We start from the raw sequence: 23,083 nt of genomic DNA, 5'->3' as shown, positions 1-23,083 counted from the left end.
GATCCCCCTAAATCCCCCTTCTGAAGGGGAGTAGGGGTTGACTGTCTATCGGATTCTTGTCCCCCTTCTGAAGGAGGACTTTGATAACTCTTGTCCCCCCCTTTTTAAGGGGGGTTAGGGGGGATCTAGCCCCTGATTGTGCGATGGGCCCTCGGCGGTTGAAACCCCGTCTATACAAACAATGTCCGCTTTCGGGCCGACTGAAGATAAGACGGCGGTTGAAACCGCGTCTATACAAACGATGTCCGCTTTCGGGCCGACTGAAGAAAAAACGCAATTTTAACCGCCTACTCTTCAACCCGCTCCCGTCGGGTTTTGTCTTTATAGACGCGGTTTCAACCGCCCGGTTTTCTTCTACACTCGGAAACCCGCTCCCGTCGCGTGAGTGTCTGTATAGACGCGGTTTCAACCGCCCCGTCTTATCAAAACAATCCCAAATTAATCGCGCTAAGGCTTCTGCCGCCAGCAACTCCGTTGATAGTAGCTAAAAGCTCCCCTGTTTGGGTAAACCTGACTAATGTTTTACCTCGCTCTTCACTAATCGTCAATTGCCCGGAAACCAGCCCGTTACCCAATACTAAAACGTCTAGACCAAATTCAAAATCGGTAATAGTATCAGTCCCGGAGTTGGTGGCAATTACAAATTTATTGACTCCTATTCCTCCTGTCAAAGTATCATTTCCTAAACCGCCATTCAGTAAATTATCTCCTTTGCCGCCAAACAAGATATCATTACCATCGCCGCCCAGCAAAGTATCATCTCCTTGACCGCCAAACAAGATATCATTACCGCTAGAACCCAGCAAAGTATCGCTACCTTTGCCACCGAAAAGAGTGTCATCCCCAAGGCCGCCGTCTAGGGAATCATTGCCCCGCAAACCGTAGATGGCATCATTGCCGCTGCTGCCGGTGAGGGTGTCGTTGCTATTTGTACCCTTGATTATACCTGGGGAATTGCTGCTAAAATTGGCGTCGCCGGTGACAACAGGAACCGCAAGGCCTGTCGGCAAGATTGCGGATTGAATTTTGCTATCTAAAGCAGCACCAGTATTGTCAGTAACTAGCTGGGAAATTGGCTTGCTTCCGGCACCGACTGCTTTGAAGTCTTGACTGGTTGCGCCCAAGGCTACTTGTTGGACGCGGGCCACGGCTTCGGGAATTGATGTTGCTGTTGGGTTGCTGAGAGCGAGATCGATGCGCTGATTTGCTGTTGCCATTACTGTCGCTGCTTGCTGGGTAATTTGGGTGACAGTTTGAATTTTCAAACTGGGGTCAATCTGCTGTATTTTAGCAGCGGATTGCAGAATTATTGGTTCTAAGGCGGCCCCGTTGCTGAGATTTAAGATAGCACCGCCTTGAATTTTATCGCCCATTGAACTGACAACAGCTTTGACAAGATCGTGATTGGCTGCACTAGATGCACCGTCAATCAAAGCGGCTGTTTGAGTGATGATGTTTTGGACTTTCACCATGGCTGCTAAGACTTGGACTCTGCCCGGTTGGTTGGTGTTGGTGGCTTCTATGGGGTCTAAGCTAGTTAGGTCAATATCAGCGGGGAGTCCAAAGGCTGCTTTGACTAAAGATTGCGCTGATTCTGGTTCAATTCCTTTGTCGGTTAAGTCGGCGATTAAGCTGGTTAAGAGGGTGACTACACTGGAATCAGCAGGTGCGGACTGAAGAAAATAAGACAATTTTAACCGCTTACTCTTCAACCCGCTCCCGTCGGGTTGTGTTTGTATAGAGGTGGTTGAAACCGCCCGGTCTTCTTCAAATTAATCCAAAACTCCCTGCGCCAATACTGCCAGCAGAAACTCCACTGATAGAAGCCAAAATCTCCCCAGTTTGGGCAAACCGGATTAATGTTGCACCGTTATCTTGACTAATCGCCAATTGCGAAAAAGTCAGCCCCTTACCTAATACTAACAAGTCTTGACCGACTTCAAAGTCATCGATGGTGTCAATACCAAAATTGGTGGAAAGCAAGAAGCGATCGCTCCCTACATCCCCTACTAAGGTATCATCTCCCAAATCGCCACTGAGGAAATCGTTACCCTCACCTCCTACCAAGATATCATTACCTTGACCGCCGTAGAGAGTATCTTCACCCTTTTCACCCATCAGGATGTCCTCGCCTCGATTGCCAGAAATAAAGTCATTACCAGCGCCGCCTGTCAAGGTATCAAAACCCTTACCGCCGTAGAGAGTATCGTCGCCGATTCCGCCATCAGTCAAGTCACTGCCTTGATTGCCATTCATCCAATCATTGCCATCTAGACTAAATAGGAAATCATTTCCCTTTTGGCCGCGCAAAATGTCATCAGCAGCGCTACCGACTAGAGTATCATCACCATCAGTGCTTTCGGTAAAGTTTTGACCGTCTTTGACTAATTCAATACCGCTATCGGGAAAGGGTTCTTGGGGATTTGAAGGTGCGCTGGAATCATCTGTTACAGTATTTCCGACATTCGGGTTGTTAGCTGTCGCCGACTGAATTTGGGTATTTAAAGATGCACCCGTATTTTCTGCTATCGCCTGCTGAATCGTTTTAGTTCCTGCTGCTACTTGCTGCAAGTCTTTGGCGACTTCACCCTGTTCTACCAGTTGTACCCGGGCTATTTCGGTGGCTGCATCTGAAGGCGAGGAATTGGTGGAGGCGATCGCCTTTATCCGCTGATTGCCCTCTGCAATAATTTTCGCAACTTCCGGTGCAAGATTCGATGCTGTCTGTGCTTGCAGTTGAGTTGCAGCCGACTGAATGACGGTTTGCAATTGTGCGGGATTGGTTAAATCGACAGCGCCGGATTTAATTTGGTTGGCAAGAGTGGAAATAATGCGATCGGCAATTTCATTTTTAGCAGTAGTTGAAGCACCGCTAATTAAATTAGTTACCAAGACAATGGTATTTTGTACGCTCGCGTGTGCAGCATAAACAGCTAAGCCGTTCGGATCGTTTTGAGTAATTGCCTGTAGCGGGTCGTAGCTAGTCAAGTCAATTTCCGACGACAAGCCAAGTCCTGATTTTACCTTAGTCTGTGCCTCAGTTACGCTAATTCCTTGCTCGACTAACTCGGTCATTAGAGTGGTTAGCGGAGTGACAACAGTAGCATCTGGCGTGGCAAATAGAGGCGCTTGTTGAGGCAAATAAGTAGAGGTATTGATGCCATCGGAAATGACAATTCTGCCTTCATCCGGTTCGAGGTCGCCGCTGTTATTTTTGTCGAACTTGTCAAGAGAGACATCTAGGTCAAAACTGCCCGAAGCATTAGTAAGTGAGAACGGTTCGCTGTCATCTTTGACTCCATTAAAGTTGGCATCGAAGAAGACAGTCGCCCCGGCCATGTAACCGTTAATTGCTTTGCCCCTAGTGCTAGAACTCGGCCCCAAACTAAAGCTAGCTAACTCAAATGTGGCAAAGTTATTATCGTAGACTGTTTTGTAGTCAATCCCACAAGGGTAAGGTATGCTGATGCGCTTGCGGAATATTTTGAAGGTTTTTTCACAGAATTTGACTGAAATTGTCTTAACCTCAGCTCCCAGGAAAGCATTGACTTTTCCTGTGACATCAAATAGTTCCGTGGGTTTGCTGATGCGGGAAGTAATTTCCGATGTTCGGATTTTTCCGTCGCCGCCTTGTTTGGGCTGGAATTCTCCGATATCTATCAAATCAATGCCTACCTTTCCTTGAATTCCGCCTTTGACATAACCCTCGGCAATGCCAACATCCAACCCTGCACCGACTGCAATGCTAGCATCAAGTGTGAGTTCGTCAACATCTGGCCCTGTACCGTCAGCATTTTCGCGATCGCTCACATAAAACCCATCCAAAACTTTGCCAGCAGAACTCGCAGCAAAATTAGAGTTTTTCCACTGGTTTAATCCGTAGGTATCGTACCCAAATCCTAAATGAGCCGAAGCACTAAACTTGCCTTCCAGCAATCCCTTGAGCGGGCCCCAGATTGGGAAATCTTTACGAATGTCAAAATCAAATCCCAGTTTGGGCATATCGTAGGTAAAGACTGGAACATCCGGTTTACCTATCAGCAATTGAATGGCGGTTTGCGGCTTGGTCAGGAGTGGCAAATCAAAACCGTCAATATCTTTTAAAGCATTTAAGAATTCCTTGACCTTGCCGCTTGTTTTGGAATTAATTTGTTGGTCAACGCTTTGTTGTGCAGAACTTTTTTGGACGGGGGCAGCATTCTGAAGATTAGCACTGGGTTCGGAAACATCTATAGCCCCCAGACTGTAGGAACCCAAGTCAATTTTATCGGGAGAGTTGGCTATTTGGTTTGCCAAATCCACCACCTTATCAACTTTGGCAACGGCATCTAAAAAGCGAGTATCGATATCGCGACCCGATATTTTTGCTGCCAGTTCTAGTACCGTGACTTTACCATCCCCATTTTTATCAAACGACCCAGCTATACCAAGTTTTGAAAGTAACTTGGTGTCAGTATTCAAAAAGTTAATGACTGGTCGGAATGGCTTAATGACATCAGAAACTTTCCCGATAATAGGCTTGACAAAATTATTGACAAATGTTCCTAAATCAAGTTGAGTATTGTTGAACTCAACTGCGGGTTTTTGTGGCCCGGTTAATTGACCGTTGGCGTAATTGAGAATCGGCCAATTAACTGCTAAGTCGAAGTTGTAGGATGGGAATGCAGCGTTGCCGTTGATGCTGGTTTTGGCTTGCAAGCCGAGATTGGCATTGCTCTTTAAGTTGGCATTGAATAAGTCTTTGAACTGATAGTTGCCTTGCAGTTCGGGCAAGGTGAGGCGAGAGCCATCATTGGGGCCGCCGAGATTGTCTAAGTCATTGAGCTTGACTTCCAGGTTGGCATCGACTTTAGTAGGGTTTTTGGTATCGTTTGCCAGGTCTACTTGGAAAAAACCTAAGTTGCCTTTGGCCTTGAATTGGTCATCTAGACCCAAGTCTATGTTGGCTGTTAACTTTGTTTTGTCGGTATCTATGTAGCAGCCAAACTCTTTACTGACACCAACTCCTAGGGACAAGTTGTAGTTGTATTTTGATTTGGCTTTTCCATCTACGTCCAAGCTTAAAGCCGGGACTCCTAGGTTTTTTGAGAGGTTGATATCTGGGAACTGATATTGCTTGCCAAGGGTGATTAGCAAGGTGCTGTCATCCGGTGTTGAATTGCCAGTTAGAGCGACTGTGAAATCAGGCCCAAGTGCTGTGCGGATGCTACTTTCTAACTGACTTATTGTTTGATTTGCCCCATTTTTAACTGCATCGACTAGCTTAGTCTTGAAGTTGCTAATAAAATCTGGGGAAATGTTCTTGAGGGGGCCGACAATGGGTAGGTTAACTGCCTGTAATTGGTTGTCAAGAATTTTCTCAAGTTTATCTAATCCAGCTTCTACACCGCACCAATTTTTTGCATCGATGCCACCAGCAATGGTTTCATTACCTCCAATTCTTAGCGGTGCAGATGTTGTCGGCGTTGGCGTGACTGGCGTGACTGGCGTCGGTGTCGGCGTGACTGGCGTCGGTGTCGGCGTGACTGGCGTCGGTGTCGGCGTGACTGGGGTTGGCGTGACTGGCGTGACTGGCGTCGGTGTCGGCGTGACTGGCGTCGGTGTCGGCGTGACTGGCGTGGGAGTTGGCGTGACTGGCGTCGGTGTCGGCGTGACTGGCGTTGGCGTGACTGGCGTGACTGGCGTGGGAGTTGGTGCGACTGGCGTCGGTGTCGGCGTGACTGGCGTGGGAGTTGGTGCGACTGGCGTCGGTGTCGGCGTCGGCAGCGGTGGCGCTACATCGTTATCAGTAATCGCCACTGTCACCCCTGGAACCACCAGTAAATTATACTTAGTATCAGTACCACTCACGCTGTGAGTGATATTACCGCTGTGCGCGCCTTCGACAACCGTATCATCAACAGCTTGCACCGTAACAGTTTGAGCGACATTCCAATTAATGGGCGTGAAAATGATAGGCGCGAGCTCCCCTATCTGATTACCTGTTGTGAGAGTGATAGTTACAGGGGCGATCGGCTGCGACGTTAATTGGATGCGATAACTGCCATTCGCCCCGCCTTCTGTAGCAGTTGTTTGCGTAGGAGTAATAGAAACACCAGCGGTATCATTGTCCTTATTGCTGAGGCTAACATCCGCTGCATCTAGCTTATAATTCGGATCGTCGCTAACAGCAAGCACTGTGAGAATTTTGTAGTCAATATTGCCGTCAACAATGCTATCATTAACCCCGGTTACTGTTACTGGTTGCGCTGTATTCCAGTTAGCCGGAGTGAAAGTTATGCTGGCAGGGGAAACAGTTCCCTCCGCAACATTGGAACTGTTCAAACCGATAGTCACATTAGCAGTTGGCTGAGTATTCAGAACCACAGTAAAGTTAGCCTTAGTGCCATCTTCACCAGTAGTTAATCCGGCTGTGGGATTCACCGTAATTCCCGGAGTTTCATTGTCACTGTTGGTGACGGTGACATCTTCAGGATCGAGGTTATTGTAATTAACATCGGTACTCACAGCAGCAGCCGTGACAATTTTGTAAGGTAGAGGACCATCAGCTACCAAATCGTCAACACCACTCACCGTTATTGGTTGCGGTCGATCGTAGTTAGCAGGAGTGAAAGTTAAGCTATTAGTTGAAACTGTTCCTTCGGCAAGATTGTCACTCCTCAAACCGATGGTAACGTCAGCAGTGGGTTGAGAGTTGAGTTTGACTGTAAATTCTGCCTTGCCACCGACTTCACTTGTAGTTAATGCTGTTGGGTTAATAGTAAAGCCAGCTTTGTCATCATTAGTAATAGTTGTGGTAGCGGTAGCAGTGGTAATGGTCGGTGTTACCCCTGGGCCTGTGGGACTTGAAAGGGTGACGGCTATGGTTTCGTCGGGTTCAACTAGGGTGTCGCCTAATACATCAAGAGTAATAGTTTTGGATGTTTCATCGGCGGCAAAATTAATGGTGCCAGTAGCAGCAGTTGCCCCTGAAGTGCCGCCGATGTTTTTGTAGTCGCTGACGTTTGTAGCTGTTCCGGCGATCGTATAATTGACGCTACTTGCCCCGCCTGTGTTGCCGCTGCGAGTCGCGGTGAAAGTCAGAGGTTTTGTGCCGGTATTACCTTCAGGAATGCTTGCTATACCAGCGGCAATGGCATAAGAAACAGTACCGTTGGCTGCAATAGTTAATGTTGTTTGTTTTGTTGTACCTGCAACGCCTCCGGTGATTGTGCCAAAGTTGAGAATTGCGGTTTCGGCGTTTTCAGGGAGATTGTCGGGTTTGATAGTAACTGCAACATTCTGGGTGAGTGCGGCACCTGTTGCACCTGCGGGGAATTTAATCGAGGTAGGTGAAATGGTGTAGTCTGAATTAGGGGTGGCTGTGCTGCTGGGGTCGATCGCAATTGGTACTGTTAAAGCAGCGTCAGGAGTGCCGCTGAGAGTGACGGGAATATTAACTACCGTGTCTGCGGTTCCTTCTGTTGCGCTGTAAGTTGCCGCACCGAAATTTACCGCCGGGGATGTATTCAGCAGAATCGAGGAGTTTTGACCGCCAAAGTTCGCCGTAGCTAAATCGGATAAGCCATCTTTGTTAAAATCACCTACAACAATACCTTGGGGATTGCCTCCCACAACAAAATTAGTTGCAGTCCCAAAGCTGCCATTGCCACTTCCAAACAAGACGGAGACATTGCCCGATGAATTGTTGGCTGTGGCTAAATCGACTTTTCCATCGGCATTGAAGTCACCACTAGCAATAGCAAGGGGTTGTGATCCAACGCTAAAGTTGGTAGCTGCACTAAAGCTTCCCGTGCCATTTCCTAATAGTATTGATACGTTGTTTGAGCCTTCATTGCTGGTTGCTAAGTCAGGATTATTGTCCCCGTTAAAGTCTCCTAGAGCAATGTAATTAGGGCTATTTCCAACGGTAAAGTTAGTGGCGGCGCCGAAAGTGCCATTAGCATTCTGCAACAGGATGGATACGCTGTTAGAACCCAAGTTCGCTGTCGCTAAGTCAGACTTGCCATCTTTGTTAAAGTCGCCGACTCCCACAAAATAGGGACTTGACCCCACGATCAAATTAGTAGCTGTGCCAAAAGTACCATTACCATTTCCCGGTAAGATGGAGACGTTGTTAGAGGTTTGATTGGCTGTAGCTAAGTCAGAATTGCCGTCCCCGTTGAAGTCTCCCACAGCTACGCCATAAGGACTTGACCCCACACCAAAGTAGGTGGCTGCACCAAAAGTGCCAGCGCCATTTCCTAACAGGAGAGAAACGTTGTTAGTAGAATTATTAGCCGTAACCAAGTCAGAATTGCCGTCTTTGTTAAAGTCGCCTACAGCGACAGAGAAGGTAGTGAGATCGGTCGGCGGGCTGGTGTTAAGATTAGTGGCAGCGCTAAATTGGCCAGTACCATTTCCCAATGCGATCGAGACGTTGCGATTGGGTCCAGTGGTTGCAAAGGCTAGGTCAAGATTGCCGTCTTTATTAAAATCTCCACTGGCAACTTTACGGAGACTGTAGGTTATGGGAAAATTAGTCGCAGCACCAAAAGTAGACAAAACATACTCGTAATCGGCTAACACCTCGGCTTCAAATACCAGCGGTGTTTCTATTTTCCCGGTGCTCACTTCTAATTCCCAGTCGCCGCCTTTGGCTACACTTCCCGTGAGGTTTTGGGAAGCTGCAACCGACGCCCCGGTTAACTGACTCAAGCGTTTGACAAATGCTTTACCTGTCTCGCCTGCTGCTACACAGCACCCGTAGAGGAGGATATTAGGTCGAGTGTCGCCGATCGAGTAGGTTCGTTGCGAAAACCACTGCTGTAGATCCTGCCGATCGCACTCTATATCATCTAAACTTAAGCTACCGTCGCCCAGTTGCAAGCTACCCGGAGCACCGTGAGAAACGATGTGAATGCTGTCAATATTGGTACGAAGAGCTAAAATTTGAGTAATTTGGTCGATCGCATCCCGGTTCCCATCCAAAACGACTACTTCCGTACCCGGTGTTACCCCAGCGATCAAACTTTGATAATTTTCTACTTTCGGATCGATAAAGGCGATCGCTCTTACAGAAACTGGAACGTTTAAATTTTGCATAATACACCTATTTGGGGTTAAAAAAAGACAACAATTCCCCTGTTTCGTGACTTGCGTCCGAAACCATCTATCAATTTTGATTTACACAGACACAGAATTTCTGCGTAAAATTTCGGTTATTTCTCATCTGTTGTAGTAACGTTAACAGTTTTTTTAGAGACTATATATAAAGTTTTCTTTAAAAACAGCTTGTTAATTTAAGTTTTGATAAAGACGGAGAAAATATTTAAGTATTATTTCGGAGAGCGAGGCGAGATTGGCTTACCACAAATATTTGTGAAAGGTAAGTATAATTGTACAGAAATTTGAAAAGCAGCACTTTTGATACCTACTGTAGGTAAGGTTATGTGCGATCGCCAAAATGGGACGGCTAGATTAGGGGTAATTGCCCGGACATGATATAATTGGGCGATTTTTCCGGAAAAACCCGGTTTTTTAGATAAACCGGGTCATCGATCGCTCTCGATTTCAGGGGGCGAGATCACTTTAAATCCTAACTACAGCAAACTGAAATCCGCAGCATTAATCTGATTGGCCGACACTCCAATTAAAGAAGCAAAAACTTGTCCGCTTGAGGCCAAACTAATCTGAGTTATGCCGTTGCTTTGAGTAATTGCCAATTGCGAAAAAGTCATTCCATTACCGAGAATCAGCAAATCTTTACCATCCTCAAAATCGGTAACGGTATCGAGGCCGGAATCATTAGAGAGTAGGAAGCGATCGAATCCCTTTCCTCCAGTCAAAGTATCATCTCCCAAACCGCCCGTCAGCAAATCATCTCCTTTACCTCCAAGCAAGATATCGTTACCATCATCGCCGTTCAAGATATCAGCACCGCGGCCGCCAAATAAGATATCATCACCGCTAGCGCCCAGCAAAGTATCGCTACCTTTGCCGCCGTAAAGAGTGTCATCCCCAAGGCCGCCTCCGAGGGAATCATTGCCTCGGAAGCCGTTAATCTCATCATTTCCGCTGGTGCCGGTGATGATGTCGTCGCCCTGAGTGCCGGTGATTTGACTCGGGGAATTGCTGCCCAAATCGGCGTCGCCACTGACAAGAGGAGTTGCTATCCCAGCAGGCAAGGTTACGGATTGAATTTTGCTATCTAAAGCAGTACCAGTATTGTCAGTAACTAGCTGGGAAATTGGCTTGCTTCCGGCACCAACTGCTTTGAAGTCTTGAGTAGTTGGGCCCAAAGATACTTGTTGGACGCGGGCAACGGCTTGGGGAATTGATGTTGCTGTTGGGTTGCTGAGAGCGAGATCGATGCGTTGATTGGCTGTTGCCATTACTGTCGCCGATTGCGAGGTAATTTGGGTGAGTTTTTGAATGTTGAAACTGGGGTCAATCTGCTGGATTTTAGCAGCGGATTGCTGAATTATTGGTTCTAAGGCGGCCCCATTGCTGAGATTTAATACTGTACCGGATTGAATTTGATTGGTAATTGAACTGACAACAGCTTTGACAAGATCGTGAGTAGCTGCACTGGATGCACCGTCAATCAAAGCGACTGTTTGGGTGATGAGGTTTTGGACTTTCACCATTGCTGCTAAGACTTGGACTCCCCCTGGCTGGTTGGTGTTGGTGGCTTCTATGGGGTCTAAGGTAGTTAGGTCAATATCAGCGGGGAGTCCAAAGGCTGCTTTGACTAAAGATTGGGCTTCTTCAGGTGCAATTCCTTTGTCGATTAAGTCGGCGATTAAGGTGGTTAGGAGGGTGACTACACTCGCATCTGGTGGTGCGGTGACTGGTGTTTCTAGGGGTAAGCCGGTGGCGGTGTCAGTGCCTCCGGTGGCTACTAGATTGCCTTCTGATGGGTCGATTTCTCCGTTTTTGTTGGTGTCGAAAGTCTCGAAGGGGATGTTGAGATTAAATTTACCGCCTGAATCAGTTGTGGTGGATGGTTCGTTGGTATCGAGGACGCCGTTTTTGTTGGCATCGAGGAAAACATTAGCACCGGAAATGTAGCCGTCAATGACAGTACCTTGATAGTTGCTGTCATTCATAATCAGCCGGATCGTATCGCTGGCACTTGCACCGGCTCTGTCTGTTGCTGTTAACTTAATATTGAAATCTTGAGGTTTAGAATTGGTGCCATTGAAAGTGCGAGTATCTGGATCGAAAATGAGCCAATCAGGTAAAGGATCGCCATTTTCAAGAGTAGCTGTGTAGGTAAGCGTGTCACCTGGATCGGGATCTGTGAAAGTGTTCGCTGGAAATTGGTAGTTGAATGTCGATCGGCTGTTGCTTACAGTTTTGAACTCGTAATGCCAAGGGGTTGTATCGGGGCCGTAGTTGAGGACAGGCGGGTTGTTGCGCTCGTTGTCCGCGATCGTCACAGTAGCAGTAGAAGACTCGCCTATCTTTTGGGGGTTGGGATGATCTAATGTGATAACCACTTTTTCGTCGCCTTCTACTAGGCTGTCATCCCGGACTTTGACAACCATGTTAACGCTGCGTTTACCCGCTGGAATGGTGACAAAGTTGTTGTAGCTGTTGGACAGGTCACTGGGTAACGGCTTAGGGGGTTCGGAATCTGAAACCAATTCGTAATCTTGAGCATATGAACCTGGTAGAGCAAGGTTGTTTTGATTACTATATGATCCATCTGACACATCGAAACCCTTGAACCTGTAGTAGACATTCAGCGGATTATCTAGGCTGCCACCAGTACGGGTAATGGTGAATTTTCCGGGATTCGGGGGTTCATCCCAACGTGTTTCTGCCGCATTAGCATCCGTAGCGGTGATGGTGACGGTTGGTTGGAAATTGCGATTGCTCACTGTAAAAGTTGGTCCTTCGACAAACGGTGAACCAGCCCAAGCACTGTCGATCGCCTGTACACTCCAGTGATACTCCTTTCCAGGAATTAAGTAATCCGGCTTTAGCAGCCAACTGCCACCCCAGTAGTTTGAGGTGACATTCCCCAACTGCACTACTTGCCGAGTTCCGTCATCAAGGGACATTGGGCCAATCACATAGTTAATAATGTCAGCAGTCTCAAAGCCTTGGTTATTAACTTGAACTTTATCGACAGTCCAAACTCGCAGATTGTAGCTTAAACCCTGATTTGGAGTTTGAGAGTCCATCGGGTTCCCCGATCCTCCGGCTGACTGCCACGTTAACTTGACTCCTTCGTTGGAATTGTTTGTGTCTGGATATAGAGCTTGAGGTGCAGAGGGTCGTGTGTTCGCATCAGGGGTATTGTTGCGGTAGATTTTGACAAAGCTGCCACCGCCAGCAGATGAATCATCTTTTGTCGTGAGTGCAATATCCAGTCTGCCGTCCTTGTTGGAGTCTCCCCACGAAGTATTCGGACTGACAACATCACCACTATTAGGCAGCCCTCCCTTGTCGATAAATGTATTAGGCAGCCCTGCATTGTCGATGGGTTTAAAAGGTGTAAAAGAACTGGACTCACGTTTGTAAACTTTGGCTTTGGCGACACCACCGCCACTTGAATAATCCGGTTCTGTTAGTAGGATATCGAGATCACCATCATTGTCATAGTCTCCCCAAGTACCGGAAGCACCAAGCCCTGCGGATACGTAAGGGTCTTTCTTAAAGCTGGTATTATCCCCAGAGCTGTTGTTTTGGATCACTCTGGTAGGGCCGTACTGCGGATAAAAATCATTTAAACGCTGGTTTCGACCCGTAAGCAAGATATCGAGGTCACCATCATTGTCATAGTCTCCCCAAGCGCCGTAATTAATCGGTTCATTAAGGTTTCGGTATGGCTCTTGCAGCAGTAAATTACTCTCTTCAGTAAAGCCATTGCCAGTGTTGCGATACAATTTTGCGATGTATTCTGAACCGGTGTCACCTGTCAGCAAGATATCTGGTTTGCCATCGTTGTTGTCGTCTCCCCAGGCGGCATTGCCAATCACACCGGGTAAGCTAGCCCCAGTCTCTTCCTCAAAGGTAATGCCGTAGTTCAAGATACTGCCGTCGTTAAAGCCAGTGGGGTCATTGCGGAACACTTTGGCTATATAACCCGCACCCGTATCACCAGTGAGTACGAGATCCGGTCTGCCATCGCTGTTGTAGTCTCCCCAAGCTGCGGAACCGTTCAAAATACCAGGTAGCTTTGCCCTGCTGTCTGGACTAAATCTAGGAGGGTCGAACCTGTCTGCCTCAGAAAGTTGCAGAGTGTCAGCAATTGTTCGGTCAGCCTTTTGGTTCCGGTATAGCCGGGTGATGGGCGTGTAGCGCGAACCAGTGGTGTAGATATCTTGTTGAGGGGTTTCAATTGCGCCTGTGAGCAAGATATCGAGGTCACCATCATTGTCGGGGTCTCCCCAGGTAGCAGAAGGCTTGGAAATATGCAATTTCCAATTATTATTGTCCCGAATCGTACCTCCGTAAACGCGAGGCAGGCCTATATCAACTGGCTCAAAGTCATTACCGTTGTTGTTGCGGTACACTTTGGGTTTGTATGCTGTTACCTCAGAAGAAGTTAAGGGGTTTGGTGAACTATCTTGTTCCATCACCAAGAGATCCAAATCGCCGTCATTGTCGAAGTCTCCCCAGGCATTAGGGCCGACAAAACCAGGTATCGTCTGACCGGCGAATTCGTTGGTGAAAACTTTATCCAAAATTTTCAATGTCGTAGAGCTTTGAGTACCAATATTGGCATTATCCGCATTAGCAATCCGAAACGCGATTTCTTCTGTTCCCTCAGCTTGACTATCCGGCAAGATCTCAATTGTGAAAGTTTTAGTATTTTCACCTGGGTTAAAGGTGACTTGACCAGAGTAACTGGAGGCAAAGTTCCAATCTGTTCCCAAAGTCGCTGAACCACCAGTAACAGGTTGTATGTACGCCCTGGAAATTTTGTTTAGCTCCTCCTCAGTCCCAGTGCGAGTGAGAGTAATTTCTTGAACGACTCTTGTGGAACTTTCCTGGACTTTGTAACTAGCTTGGGAAAAACTTACCGTGGGCTCACCACCAAGAGGCAGATCGAGATTAGGACCACCAGCAATCCGAGCGTTAGATGGCGGTATGGTGTTACCCCTGTTAACAACAGTCGCATCCGGTGCATTGAGGCCGTTGTAGTTACTATCAGCACTCACAGCAGGGGCAGTCACAATCTGATAAGTCTTATCGCCGTCAAATACTCGATCGTCCACACCCGTTATCGTAATCGGCTGCCACTGATTCCAATTAACAGAATTGAAGGTAATTGATGCCGTCGAAATTACTCCCTCTGCTTCATTGCTGCTACGCAAATCAATTCTCACATCGGCAGTCGGTGGGCGGTTGAGTTTGATGGTGAATTGGTCTGTGCCACCAGTTTCTGTAGTTACTAATCCCGATGCCGGACTAATAACAATGCCAGGACTTCCAAGTATCGGCGTGGGCGTCGGTGTCGGAGTACCAGTTGTCGGCGTCGGTGTGGGAGTGCCAGTTGTCGGTGTCGGCGTCGGTGTAACAGTTGTTGGCGTCGGAGTCGGAGTCGGCGTCGGTGTAACAGTTGTTGGCGTCGGAGTCGGAGTCGGCGTCGGTGTAACAGTTGTTGGCGTCGGAGTCGGAGTCGGCGTCGGTGTAACAGTTGTTGGCGTCGGCGTCGGAGTCGGCGTCGGCGTCGGCGGTGGTGGCGCTACATCGTTATCAGCGATCGCCACTGTCACGCCCGGAATCGGGATCGCACTATACTTAGCATCAGCACTCTGGGCCGTATGAGAAATAGTCCCTGTATGATTTCCTTCAACAACCGCATCGTCTTTCGCCGTGACAGTGACTGGTTTCGCGACATTCCAGTTAGTAGAGTCAAAAGTAACAGCAGCGATCGCATTTATTTCACTTCCGGCATTAAAGTTAATGGTAACAGGGGCGATCGGCAGAGAAGTTAGTTTAACGCTGTAACTGCCATTCGCACCACCTTCGGTAGCAGTTATGTTCGTAGCTGAAATACTCACGCCTGCGGTATCGTTGTCAGCAATCGTGGCAGTCACAGGAGAAATCGTCAGCCCATTATACTTAGTATCGGTACTGACAGAAGTGTGAGCAATCGTGCCGCTGTGGGTTCCTTCGGCTATGCTGTCCTCGATCGCACTAACAGTCACATTTTGAGCAACATTCCAATTATTTGGGGTGAAAGTCAGAGGTGCGATCGCACTAATTTGACTGCCCGCGTCAAAATTAATCGTGACATTTGCAGTAGGTGCGCTAGTCAGAACCACGCCGTAGGTAGCCGTTGCACCGCCTTCAGCAATATTTGTGCCGCCGACTGATTGCACGATCGAAATACCCGCACTATCGTTATCAGTAATCGATGCCGTAACATCGGGAATCACTTTGGCGTTATAACTCGCATCGGTACTGCTAGCTGTGTGAGCGATCGTGCCTGCGTGCGTTCCTTGTGCTACAGTATCGTCGATCGCAGTGACAGTGACAGTCTTTTCAACATTCCAGTCAGTGCTGTCAAATGTAATTTGGGCGATCGGGCTAATTGCATTGCCAGTATTAAAGCTAATGTTAACTGGTGCCGTGGGTTGTGCAGTTAACTTGACTTTGTAACTGCCAGTTGCGCCACCTTCTGTAGCAGTGATGTTCGCAGGTGCAATGGTGAAGCCGGCAGTGTCATCATTGGTTATGGTAGTTGTCGCAGTTGCAGTAGTAATTGTCGGCGCGCCACCCGGTGAAACAGGATTAGATAGCGTAATTGCGATCGTTTCCTCAGGTTCAACTAATCCCTCGCCCAACACATCCAAAGTAATAGTTTTGGATGTTTCGCCCGCTGCAAAAGTAATTTTTCCAGTAGCAGCAGTTGCCCCAGAAGTGCCGCCGATATTATTGTAGTCGCTGCCGTTAGTCGCAGTTCCGGCGATACTATAATCTACGGTACTCCCAAGTTCCGTGCTGCCATTGCGAGCGATCGTAAATGTTGCCGGAGTTTTGCCAGAATTGCCTTCGATAACGCTAGGAGTATTGGCAGCAATAGTATAAGAACTATTCCTGTCCAAGATGGACAATTTAACTTGACTGGTGCCAGCAGCCGTGCCACCTGTAATCGCGCCCAAATTTAAAACTATTTGTTCGTTACTGTCAACGATATTGTCAGCTTTGATAGTGACTGCAATATTCTGGGTGAGAGTTGTAGTGCCGGCAGGAAAAGTCAGGGATGTAGTTGAAAGAGTGTAATCAGCACCTTGAGTAGCTGTGCTGCTGGGGTCGATGAGAATTGGTACAACTACATCGCTGAAAGAACTGCTGTTGCTGATAGTAACTGCGACATTAATTACTGTGTCGGTAGTGCCTTCATCAACGTTGTAAGTGTTGCCGGCATATTTGGAAGTGTCAAACCTTACCGTAGTGGGTGTATTCAGCAGAACTGAAACATTGCTTGAACCATTGTTCGCTAGTGCTAAATCCGGGAGAGTATCAGCGTTAAAATTGCCCGCCACAATAGAAGTTGGATCTGTCCCCGCAGCAAAGTTTATCGGAGCGTTAAAACTGCCAGCCCCATTTCCGATTAAAATTGCAGCGCCGCTGCTGCTTGCTACTGCTAAGTCAAGCTTGCCATCTCCGTTAAAGTCCCCAGTGGCGATACTTTGGGCCCCTGTACCCACACTAAAATCAGTGGGCGCGCTGAAGCCACCAGTGCCATTTCCTAATAGAATTGAGACATTGTTAGATCCGCCGTTAACTACGGCTAGGTCAACTTTGCCGTCTCCGTTAAAGTCCCCAGTGGCGATCGAATTAGGATTTGTCCCAGCAGGAATAGGATTAGCCGTGCTAAATCCGCCCGTGCCATTAGCTAAAAAGATGGAAACACCGCCAGAAAGACTGTTCGGGACAGCTAAATCGGAAAAAGTGTCTCCGTTAAAATCGCCGACTGCCATCAAAGCTGGAATTGACTTTGCGGTTAAGTTGGTGTTGAAGTTTAAGCTGCCATTGCCACTTGCATTTGCCAGCAAAATTGTGACGGTACCAGAGGTACTGCCAGGGCTAGCATTCACTACTGCGACATCAGAAAAGTTGTCTGCATTAAATTTCCCAACTGCAACTGATATAGGGGATACTCCTGTGGGATATGGAGTGGGGCTGCCAAAACCGCCCGTACCATTTCCTAAGAAAATTGAGAGGGCACCACCAGTGTTACTACCCACTACTGCCAAGTCGGGGAAATTATCGTTGTTAAAATTGCCGATCGCGATCGCTCGGGCACTTGACACCGCCAAGGTAGGAATAGGCGCGGGATTAAAGCCACCAGTGCCATTTCCTAACAGGATAGAAACGGTGTCAGATCCTTGGTTTGTTACAGCTAAATCGGGTTTGCCATCGACGTTAAAATCCCCTGTAGCAATACCGTAGGGATTTGTCCCAGCAGCAGTATTTTCAGCCGCACCAAAACTGTTCAAAACATATTCGTAATTCGCCAATACTTCGGCTTCAAATACCAGCGGTGTTTCTATTGAACCGGTTCTGACTTCCAGTTCCCAGTCGCCACCCTTTGCTACACTTCCGGTGAGGTTTTCGGAAGCTGCAACTCTTGCCCCGGTTAACTCACTCAAGCGTTTGACAAATGCTTTACCAGTCTCGCCTGCTGCTACACAGCACCCGTACAGCAGGATCTGAGGTCGATTTTTGCGGGTGGAGTAGGTTCGTTGCGAAAACCACTGCTGTAGAGAATTTCGATCGCACTCTATATCATCTAAACTCAAGCTACCGTTGCCGAGTTGCAAGCTGCCCGGAGCACCGTGAGAAACGATGTGAATGCTGTCTATATTGCTGCGAAGAGCTAAAATTTGAGTAATTTGGTCGATCGCATCTTTCTTCCCATCCAACACTACTACTTCCGTACCCGGTGTTACCCCAGCGATCAAACTTTGATAATTTTCTACTTTCGGATCGATAAAGGCGATCGCTCTTACAGAAACTGGAACGTTTAAATTTGGCATAATACACCTGACTGGGGTTAAAAAAAGACAACAATTCCCCTGTTTCGTAACTTGCGTCCGAAACCATCTATCAATTTTGATTTACACAGACACAGCAGTTCTGCGTAAAATTTCGGTTATTTCTCATCTGTTGTAGTAACAATAACAGTTTTTTTAGGAGAGCTATATAAAGTTTTCTTTAAAAAGAGCTGGTTAATTAAAGTACCGATAAACAGCGAGAAAATACTTAAGTACAATCACTGCGAGGAAGGCGCACTGCATATACCACAAAACTTTTTGAAACGTAAGTGTCATTGGAGTGACAATTTAAACGTGGTAATTGATACATAAGTTGGATAGGTAAGGTGATGTGCGATCGCCAAAATTGGAAACCTCGATCGCGGGTAATTGCCCGGAATTGATATCATTGGGCGATTTTTCCCGAGAAAACCCGGTTTTTTTGAGAAACCGGGTCATCGAGAGCGAGAGCGCTTTAAATCCTAACTACAGCAAACTGAAATCCGCAGCATTAATCTGATTGGCCGACACTCCAATTAAAGAAGCAAAAACTTGTCCGCTTGAGGCCAAACTAATCTGAGTTATGCCGTTGCTTTCAGTAATGGCCAATTGCGAAAAAGTCATTCCATTACCGAGAATCAGCAAATCTTTGCCATCTTCAAAGTCGGTAATAGTATCGATGCCCGAATCATTAGATAGTAAAAAGCGATCGCTCCCAAGGCCTCCAATCAAACTATCATTACCCAAATCGCCCGATAAAACATCATCACCTTCACAGCCAATCAAAGTATCATCATCTTCACCCCCATAAATGCGATCGTTTCCTTCACCTCCATCTATCAAGTCATTATTGCGATCGCCCCTCAAATAATCATCACCTTGACCGCCGCACAAAGTATCGTCGCCTAAATGTCCTAAGAGGGTATCATTGCCTTCACTACCCATCATTAAATCGTTATCTTTCCCGCCAAACAAAGAATCATTGCCTTTACCCCCATCAAGCCAGTCATCACTCTGATTCCCGTTAATAAAATCATCATCTTCTCGCCCATTAATAGAATCGCGACCGCGATTGCCAAAAATGATGTCTTCTCCTTCACCTCCTAATACAATATCGTTATTTTTGCCTCCAAACAGTAAATCATCTCCCAGGTTGCCAACAATAAAATCACTCCCTTCGTTGCCGTTAACAGAGTCATTGCTATTGCCACAAAAAAGATTGTCATTGCCTTCTTTGGCATCGAAAAGATTGGGATTTTCACTGCCGTAGAAATCATCATTTTGAAGAGTGCCAAACTGATTTATGTTGCTGCCGTTGTCGTACAGAGTATCATCAACTTGATGGGGTTGGTTGAGCTCTGGAGGCACAATTGTACGGCAAATACAATCGGTGTCAGGGGTTTGAGGTGCATCAGTTGGGGCGGGGGGAGGAATTACGATCGCAGGTGTTGGCGTTGGCGTTGGCGTTACTTCCGGCGCTGGTGTTGGAGTTGGAGTTGGAGTTGGTGTCGGCGTTGGTGTTGGAGTCCTAGTCCGAGTTATTATTGGTGTTGGTGTTGTGTCGTTATCAGCGATCGCCACTGTCACACCGGAAATTGCTATTTGACTATACTTAGTATCAGCACTCGTGGCTGTATGACCGATCGCCCCCGCATGACTTCCTTCAACCACCGTATCGTCTGTAGCCGTTACTGTAACTGGTTTTGCCGCATTCCAGTCAGTAGCGTCAAAGGTAATCGGGGCGATCGCATTAATTTGAGTCCCTGTAGCGAAACTAACCGTCACAGGTGCGATCGGCTGAGAATTGAGTTTGACGCTGTAAGTACCTGTAGCACCTCCTTCCGTAGCAGTTGTAGTCGTCGGTGAAACAGTCACGCCTGCCGTATCGTTGTCAGCAATCGCGGCAGTCACAGGAGAAATCGTCAGCTCATTATACTTAGTGTCGTCGCTGACCGACTTGTGAGCGATCGTGCCGCTGTGGGTTCCTTCGGCGATGCTGTCATCGATCGCGCTAACAGTCACATTTTGAGCAACATTCCAATTATCAGGTGTAAAAGTGACAGGTGCGATCGCACTAATTTGACTGCCCGCGTCAAAGTTAATCGTAACTGGTGCAGTAGGTGCAGCAGTGAGAACCAGACTGTAAGTGTCTGTGGCACCGCCTTCGCCGATTTCCGTACTCCCCGCTGATTGGATAATAGAAACACCAGGGCGATCGTTATCAGCGATCGATGCAGTAACATTGGGAATTGTCAAGCCGTTGTAATTAGCATCGGTACTGGTACTTGTGTGAGTAATAGTGCTGCTGTGCGTCCCTTCCGAGAGATTGTCATCGATCGCACTAACAGTCACATTTTGAGCAACATTCCAATTCTTCGGTGTAAAAGTCACAGGTACGATCGCATTTATTTGACTGCCCGGATTAAAGTTAATCGTAACTGGGGCAACAGGTTCAGAAGTGAGAACCAGACTGTAAGTATCTGTGCCACCGCCTTCGCCGATTTCCGTACTGCCTGCTGACTCGATAATAGAAACACCAGCGCGATCGTTATCGCCGATCGGTATAGTAATATCGGCAATTGTTAAGCTGTTATAATTGGCATCGTTACTGCTAATTGCATAAGTAATCGTGCCAGCGAGCACCCCTTGCACTATATTGTCATCGATCGCGCTAACGGAAACAGTTTGAGGAACATTCCAATTATTGCGATCGAAAGTAATTGCCGCAATTTGATTAATGCGATCGCCCGCAGTTAAACTGATAGTAACCGGTGCAGAAGGTTGCGACGTGAGTTGAACTGCATAACTACCTGGATCGCCGCCTTCTGTAATGTTAGCACTCAGAGGTATGACTTTAATACCTGCTTTATCATCATTCGCGATCGTAGTTGTAGCCGTTGCAGCAGCAATCGTAGGTGTTATACCCGGTGCAACAGGATTCGACAGCGCGATCGCAATAGTTTCATCGGATTCTACTACTGCGTCGCCTAACACATCAAGAGTAATGGTTTTTGAGGTTTCACCCGCTGCAAAATTAATCGTGCCAGTAGCAGCAGTTGCCCCAGAAGTGCCGCCGATATTATTGTAGTCGCTGCCGTTGGTAGCACTTGGGGCGATCGTATAATTTACGCTACTTGCCGCACCAATGTCGCCGCTGCGAGTCGCGGTGAAAATTAGCTTAGTTGTGCCAGTATTGCCTTCTTTGATACTAGGAATCTCAGTCGCAATGGCATAAGAAATTTTACCGTTGGCAGCAATAGTTAGCGTAGTGCGATCGATCGCACCTGCAAGGCTACCTGTAATTGTACCAAAGTTGAGAATTGCGGTTTCGGCATTTTCAGCTATGTTGTCGGGTTTGATAGTAACTGCAACATTCTGGGTGAGATTAGTAGTATTGGCGGGGAAAGTAACAGTTGTAGGGGCAAAGGTGCAGTCAGAATTTTGGGTAGCCGTGCTGCTGGGATTGATGAGGATTGGTACAGTTACCGTAGTGTTGGGAGTGCTATCGATTGTAACGGGAATATTAACTATCGTGTCTGTAGTTCCTTCTGTGCCGCTGTAACTAGGAGCACCAAAATTAACCTCAATCGGATCGAGAATAATTGTTACCTTTCTAGCCCCCGAACCCACGCGGTATGGCCCATCAATAATCCTGTTAAAGCTAGCATAAATATCGGAGTTAACTGTTCCGGCGGCATCTGGTTGACCGGCAAGAGCATACAAATACGGCGAATTTAAACTATTTTGCAGTCCGTTGTTGTTGTTCCATGCCAGCTTTTGGTTGCTAACTTCTAACTCAAGACGAGAACCGTTACTTACAAAATTAGGCACATTTCCCTGGATAATCTGAGCGCCCGGAGGTGTATTGTAGTCGTTACCAAAAACGGCCATATTCCCATTCACAATCTGTATCTCGGCATCATTACTCTGATCTCCTCCATCCCCTCCAAAACCGTTGTTCGATACCGAATCACCAATATTTACCGTCCATCCTGATGGTGTTGTACCGTAGTCAACGATAAATTTAGCGCTGGTTAAGCCTTGAAAATCGATTTTTACCAACGTTTCTAACCAACTGTCGGCGTTGGAATCAGTCGGAGGTTCCAAGAGAGTAATAAACTGGTTTGGCGTACTTGTACTCGTGCCTGTTTTTAAGTCTATCTCGTAGGGTTCAATAGGTAAGATATATTCGTAACCAGCTAACACTTCTTCTGCAAATACTAGCGGTGTGTTAATTTCCCCGGTTGTTGCTTCTAGTTTCCAGTCGCCGCCTTTTTCCGCGCTTCCCGTGAGGTTTTTGGAAGCTGCAACATTGGTATTTGTGAGTTGGGCAATGCGCTGGATGAAGGCGAAACCATCTATTTCTAAACCTACATCTAAATCTCTCGCTTGTTCCCCGGTACCGCCGGGGAATGAATTCCCCGTCTCACAGCAAAAGTCCTCTAAAGAGGACTGAAGAGCGACCTTGTTTTCAGTCGGTTTCAACTGAGATATTGCATCACGCTCAATGAGCCCAAAGAAACCGGGTTTCTGACCGATAAATATCGGTCTAGATCCAGAATCTTTGCCAGAAACCCGGTTTCTGCCTGTGGACTGTTTAATATTGCTATCCCCAGTCGGTTTCAACCGACTTTCGCTATGAGACGGGGAATTAATTCCCCGGCGGACTTTCGGGCAATCGCGAGGCCCCGATGCCACATTGCAACCGTAAATCAGAAGATCCGCACTGTCTGTAAAAGCATTCTGCCACTTCTGCAATTGCTGCGAATATGTTTCTAAATTATCTAAGGAAAATCTGGTTTTGCCAAGTTGCAGACTTCCGGGACTGCCGTGGGAGATAATGTGGATGCTGTCAATATTGGTGCGATGAGCTAAAATATCAGTAATTTGGTCGATCGCATCCCTGTTCCCATCTAACACTACAACTTCCGTGCCCGGTGTTACTCCAGCCACCAAACTGTGATAATTTGGTACTTGAGTGTCGATAAAGGCGATCGTTCTTACAGAAACTGGAACGTTTAAATTTGGCATAATACACCTATATTGACCAAGACACAGCATCTGTGTGTAAAAAATTGCCAGCGGAATATGTGTTGTAG

At 47.2% G+C, this 23,083-nt stretch carries 4 protein-coding genes; all 4 read right to left on the bottom strand.

Annotated features, from left to right (window positions below; genetic code table 11):
- Positions 1 to 422 precede the first annotated feature (422 nt).
- The gene (locus QUB63_RS30095; RefSeq protein WP_332949038.1) at positions 423 to 1,691 is read right to left on the bottom strand and encodes a calcium-binding protein; all 1,269 of its coding nucleotides are present in this window, start codon (positions 1,689 to 1,691) and stop codon (positions 423 to 425) included.
- 76 nt (positions 1,692 to 1,767) lie between these two features.
- Positions 1,768 to 9,084, bottom strand: a complete 7,317-nt coding sequence (locus QUB63_RS30090; protein WP_332949037.1) for a DUF4347 domain-containing protein — start codon at positions 9,082 to 9,084, stop codon at positions 1,768 to 1,770.
- A gap of 497 nt (positions 9,085 to 9,581) precedes the next feature.
- On the bottom strand, positions 9,582 to 17,987 hold the full coding sequence (locus QUB63_RS30085; RefSeq protein WP_332949036.1) for a DUF4347 domain-containing protein: 8,406 nt from the start codon (positions 17,985 to 17,987) through the stop codon (positions 9,582 to 9,584).
- Positions 17,988 to 18,470: 483 nt separating this feature from the next.
- A complete protein-coding gene (locus QUB63_RS30080; protein WP_332949035.1) occupies positions 18,471 to 23,015 on the bottom strand; it encodes a DUF4347 domain-containing protein in 4,545 nt (1,514 codons plus the stop codon).
- Between the last annotated feature and the right edge of the window lie 68 nt (positions 23,016 to 23,083).

Origin of the sequence: Microcoleus sp. ARI1-B5 (assembly GCF_036705795.1) — a bacterium.
Classification (GTDB): Bacteria; Cyanobacteriota; Cyanobacteriia; order Cyanobacteriales; family Microcoleaceae; genus Microcoleus.
This window is presented reverse-complemented; position numbering and strand designations above follow the sequence as displayed.